This window comes from Burkholderia aenigmatica (assembly GCF_902499175.1).
Lineage (GTDB): Bacteria > Pseudomonadota > Gammaproteobacteria > Burkholderiales > Burkholderiaceae > Burkholderia > Burkholderia aenigmatica.
Map to the genome: position 1 here is coordinate 1 of NZ_CABVQC010000134.1, position 4,861 is coordinate 4,861.

The window sequence follows — 4,861 nt, forward strand, 5'->3', positions numbered from 1 at the left end:
GCGACGATGCCGGCGCGCAGGCGCTGGCGGCCCTCGCCGGCCGCCAGCCGCGCCTGCTGCGCGCGCTGACGATGGCGCGGCAAGGTCTCAACAACGGGCTGCCCGTGCTCGTGCAGGGCGAGACGGGCACCGGCAAGGAAGTCGTCGCACGTGCGCTGCACGATGCGAGCGCGCGCGCCGGCAAGCCGTTCGTCGCGGTGAACTGCGCGTCGATTCCGGAAGGGCTGATCGAGTCGGAGCTGTTCGGCTATCGCGACGGCGCGTTCACGGGCGCCCGCAAGGGCGGGATGACGGGCCGGCTGATGCAGGCGCACGGCGGCACGCTGTTTCTCGACGAGATCGGCGACATGCCGCTGCACCTTCAGGCGCGCCTGCTGCGCGTGCTGCAGGAACGCAAGGTTGCACCGCTCGGCGCGGGCGACGAGCAGGCGATCGACATCGCGGTGATCTGCGCGACGCACCGCGACCTGCCGACGATGGTGCGGGACAAGTCCTTCCGCGAAGACCTCTACTACCGGATTCACGGCGTGAACGTGCTGCTGCCCGCGCTGCGCGAACGCGACGACGTCGACCTGATCGTCACGGCGCTGCTCGCGCGGCTCGGCGCGCCGCACGTGAGCGTGAACGCCGAACTCGCCGACGTGTTCCGTCAACATCGCTGGCCCGGCAACATCCGCCAGCTCGAGATGGTGTTGCGCACCGCGCTCGCCGTGCGCGACGAGCACGACGACGTGCTCGGTCTCGACCATCTGTGCGACGGCTTCATCGACGGCGTGTGTCCGGCACCGGACGCATCGTTCGGGCTGATCCGCCGCCACGAGGACGACCTGATCCGCGAATCGCTCGCGCGCCACGACGGCAACGTCGCGGCCGCCGCGCAGACGCTCGGCATCAGCCGCGCGACGCTGTACCGTCGCCTCAAGCGGCTGCAGTCATGAGGCCGCGCGCGCGTTCGTCCGCTGCGTTCGTGACGGGCCGGTCGCGCCGATGCTGAAACTCGTCCTGCGTTTCGTGAAGACCGACGACCACGCGCAGCTCGCGCGCGCGTTCGGCTGGCTGTACGGTTTCGTGCGGCCGCACCGGCTCGCGATCGCCGGGCTGCTCGCGCTGTCGGCCTGCGCATCGCTGCTCGCGCTCGCGCAACCGTGGCTCACGAAGGAGCTGATCGACCGCGGGCTGGTCGGCAAGGATTTCCGGATGCTGGTGGTGGTCGCGTTCGCGATGGTGTTCGCGGGCTTCGTCGGCACGCTGCTCGGCGGCATCAACCGCTACCTGCATACGCGGCTGTCCGGCCGCGTGCTGTTCTCGCTGCGCAGCGCCGTCTATGCGCACCTGCAGCGGCTGTCGCCGTCGTTCTACGGCCAGCGCCGCCTCGGCGACCTGCTGTCGCGCCTCGACGGCGACGTCGCCGAGATCCAGCGCTTCGCGCTCGACGCGCTGTTCTCCGCCGTATCGAACGTGATCGGGCTCGTCGGCACGCTGGTGCTGCTCGTCACGCTGTCGTGGAAGCTGTCGCTGCTCGCGCTGCTGCTGATTCCGTTCGAGATCCTGTGGCTGCGCACGATGCGCCGCAAGGTCGAGCGCGATGCGCGATCGGTGCGCGAAGGCGCGGCCGACGTGTCGTCGTTCCTCGTCGAGACGCTGCCCGCGATGAAGTTCATCCAGGCCGCCGGCCGCCAGCGCGCCGAACAGGCGCGGCTCGACGGCCTCGGCGATCGCTACATGGAACGCCTGCTGAAGCTGCAGGTCACCGAGTTCATCACGCAATCGGTGCCCGGCACGCTGACGTCGCTGTCGCGCGCGGGCGCCTTCGTCGTCGGCGGCTACTGGGTGATTCGCGGCGACTGGCCGCTCGGGTCGCTGATCGCGTTCTCCAGCTATCTCGGGATGGCGATCGGCCCCGTGAAGAGCCTGCTCGGGCTCTACGTCGCGCTGCAGCGGATGACGGTCAGCCTCGGACGCGTGATGGAGCTGCAGCGCGCACCGGTCGCCGTCCAGCCGCCGGCCGACGCACGCGAGCTGCCCGCGCGCGGCGATCTCGAGTTCGTCGACGTGTGGTTCGCGCACGACGAGCGCGCGCGCCCGGTGCTGCGCGGCGCCGGCGCACGCGTGCCGGCCGGCAGCAAGGTTGCGCTGTCGGGGCTGTCGGGCAGCGGGAAGTCGACGCTGATCGACCTGATGCAGCGCTTTTACGACCCGCAGCGCGGCAGCGTGCGGATCGACGGCATCGATCTGCGCGACGTCGATCTCGACGCGCTGCGCCGCCACGTCGCGGTCGTCAGCCAGGACATCGTGCTGTTTCGCGGCAGCCTCGCCGACAACATCCGCTACGCGGCGCCGCTCGCGACCCATGACGACATCGTGCATGCCGCGCGCGCCGCGCAGCTCGACGAACTGATCGCGACGCTGCCGGGCGGGCTCGACGGGCCGGTCGGCGAACGCGGACAGCAACTGTCCGGCGGCCAGAAGCAGCGGATCGCGATCGCACGCGCTCTGCTGCAGGCGCCGGCGATCCTCGTGCTCGACGAAGCGACGTCGGCCGTCGACGAAGCGACCGAGCGGCAGGTCATCGCGCAGATCGACACCCTGTTCGGCGACCGCACGCGCATCCTCGTCAGTCACCGCGCGTCGACGCTCGCCGGCGTCGACCTGCATTTCGAGCTCGCGGACGGACGACTCGCGCGGCGCACGCACCGGGATGTCGCGCATGCGTGACGATCGGGCCGTGCGCGTGGGCGTCGTCGACAGCGGCTATCCGCCTGCACTGGACGCACGCGTCGCCGCCGCGCGGCGCTTCTCGTTCGACGCGGCTTCCGTGGTGCAGGCCGGTGCCGTCGAGCCCGACCGGATCGGTCACGGCAGCGCGATCTGCACGACGATCGCGGCCGCCGCGCCCGAGGCGGCGTTGTGCGTCGCGCAGGTGTTCGAGGCACGCGGCGTGACGAGCGCCGCGCAGATCGCCGACGCCATCGACTGGCTGCTCCTGCAACGCGTTCGCGTGATCAACCTGAGCCTCGGCGTGCGCGCCGATCGCGACACGCTGCGCGATGCGTGCGCGGCAGCCGTCGCGCAACGCGTGACCGTCTTCGCGTCGAGCCCCGCGCAAGGCACGCCGGTGTTTCCGGCCAGCTATCCGGGCATCGTGCGCGTCACGGGCGATGCGCGCTGCATGCCGGGCCAATGGTCGTGGCTCGACAGTGCGCAGGCCGATTTCGGCGCGGTCGTGTCGAGCGGCGCACCGCGCGCACCGGCCGGCGCGAGCATCGCGTGCGCGGCGCTCAGCGGCCATGCGGCGGACTGGTTCGCGCGTCACCCGGACGACGATACGGCTGCCCTGCTCGATCATCTGCGTACGGACGCCACCTACATCGGCGTCGAGCGACGCACGCACGCATCATGAACCGCGCATCGGTCGTCGTGCTCGGCGCGGGGCCGGCGGGCGCCGCCACCGCGCTCGGGCTCGCGCGGCTCGGCTATCCGGTCACGGTCGTCAGCGAATGGCGACGCTTCGATGCGGTCGAAGGCGTGTCCGATCGCGTGCTGCAGGGGCTGCGTCATGCCGGGCTCGCGCAGGCCGCCGCCTGTGCGCTGCCGCCCTGTGCACGCACGACGCGCTGGAACGGCGACACGCGTACGCTCAATCACGAACACCTGATCGACCGCCGCCGTTTCGACGCGGCGCTGCGCCGCGATCTGGCCGATGCGGGCATTGCGGTGCGCGAAGCGACCGTACGCGCGGTGCAAGCCGACGGCGACGGGCATGCGATCCGCATCGACACGCCAGCCGGTGACGCAACGCTGCATGCGGCGTTCGTCGTCGAAGCGCGCGGCCGGCTCGCGCCGCACGCGCGCGATGCGATGCGCGGCCCGCAGACGCTGAGCCTGCTGAACGTGTGGCAAGGCACGCCCGGCGATGCGGCTTCCGCGATCGAGAGCTTGCCCGAGGGCTGGGCGTGGATGGCGCGCCTGCCTGACGGCCGCTGCTACTGGCAGGCGACGCTCGACGTCGCGACCACGACGCTGCCGCCACGCGACGCGCTACCCGCGTGGTGCGCGACGCTGCGGCAGACGCCGCTCGCCCATGACTTCTTCGGTGCGGGAGGCGTGGATACCGGTGCCGATGCGCGCGTGTTCGCGCGCACCAGCAGCGCGACGCTGTGCGGCGACGCCGGCGGCGCGAACTGGCTGCGCGTCGGCGACGCGGCGATGGCCGTCGATCCGCTGTCCGGCAACGGCATCTTCCAGTCGCTGTCGTCGGCACTGCAGGCGCCGGCCGTCATCCATACGCTGCTCGCACATCCCGAGCGTGCGGCACTCGCGCTGCGCTTTCACGCGCGACGCATCACCGCGCTGTTCATGCGCTTCGCGCGGATCGGCCGCGACTTCTACGCGCTCGACACGCAATGGGCCGACCGGCCGTTCTGGGACGCGCGCCGCGCGTGGCCGGACGATGCGCCGTCGCATCGCGCCCCCGATTTTGGCGCGCTCGCGATCGAGCGTGCGCCCGTGATCGACGGCGACACGATCGTCGAGGCCGACGTCGTCACGAGCCCCGATCAGCCGCTCGGCAGCTGGCATCTGCAAGGCATCCCGCTCGCGCCGATCGTCGCGGCGCTGCGCGAGCGGCCGGTGGCGCAGGTGCTGGCGGAGTTCGCGCCGCCGCAGGCCGCGCTGGTGCGGCACTGGCTCGAAACGCAGGGATATCCGTTCGTACGCGCGTGACGCGCGCGCCTCTGCCCCTTCCGCCCCTTCCGCCTCTTCCGCCTCTTCCGCCTCTTTCGCCCCTTTCGCCTCTTTCGCCTCTTTCGCCTCTTTCGCCTCTTTCGCCTCTTTCGCCTCTTTCGCCTCTTTCGCCTCTTTC

General features: G+C 71.4%; 4 protein-coding genes. All 4 read left to right on the top strand.

Annotation, left to right across the window (positions count from 1 at the left end; genetic code table 11):
* Positions 1-938 (top strand): sigma-54-dependent Fis family transcriptional regulator (locus BDO18943_RS42135; RefSeq protein WP_175026693.1); only part of this gene is annotated, 938 nt, incomplete at its 5' end.
* Between the two features lie 49 nt (positions 939-987).
* Entirely contained in the window at positions 988-2,715 is a 1,728-nt protein-coding gene (locus BDO18943_RS42140; protein ID WP_175026695.1) for an ABC transporter ATP-binding protein, read from the top strand.
* Positions 2,708-3,400 carry a subtilisin-like serine protease QhpE gene (gene qhpE / locus BDO18943_RS42145; RefSeq protein ID WP_175026696.1) on the top strand — a complete coding sequence of 231 codons (693 nt, stop codon included), beginning with the start codon at positions 2,708-2,710 and terminating at the stop codon, positions 3,398-3,400. Before BDO18943_RS42140 ends, qhpE begins: the two co-directional genes overlap by 8 nt.
* Entirely contained in the window at positions 3,397-4,722 is a 1,326-nt protein-coding gene (qhpG, locus tag BDO18943_RS42150; protein WP_175026697.1) for a flavin-dependent monooxygenase QhpG, read from the top strand. Before qhpE ends, qhpG begins: the two co-directional genes overlap by 4 nt.
* Positions 4,723-4,861 lie beyond the last annotated feature (139 nt).

What these genes read in the sequence shown, in the direction of transcription:
- BDO18943_RS42140 (WP_175026695.1), top strand. Translation starts at nt 988, where the DNA reads ATGCTGAAACTCGTCCTGCGTTTCGTGAAGACCGACGACCACGCGCAG.
- qhpG (WP_175026697.1), top strand. Translation starts at nt 3,397, where the DNA reads ATGAACCGCGCATCGGTCGTCGTGCTCGGCGCGGGGCCGGCGGGCGCC.
- qhpE (WP_175026696.1), top strand. Translation starts at nt 2,708, where the DNA reads ATGCGTGACGATCGGGCCGTGCGCGTGGGCGTCGTCGACAGCGGCTAT.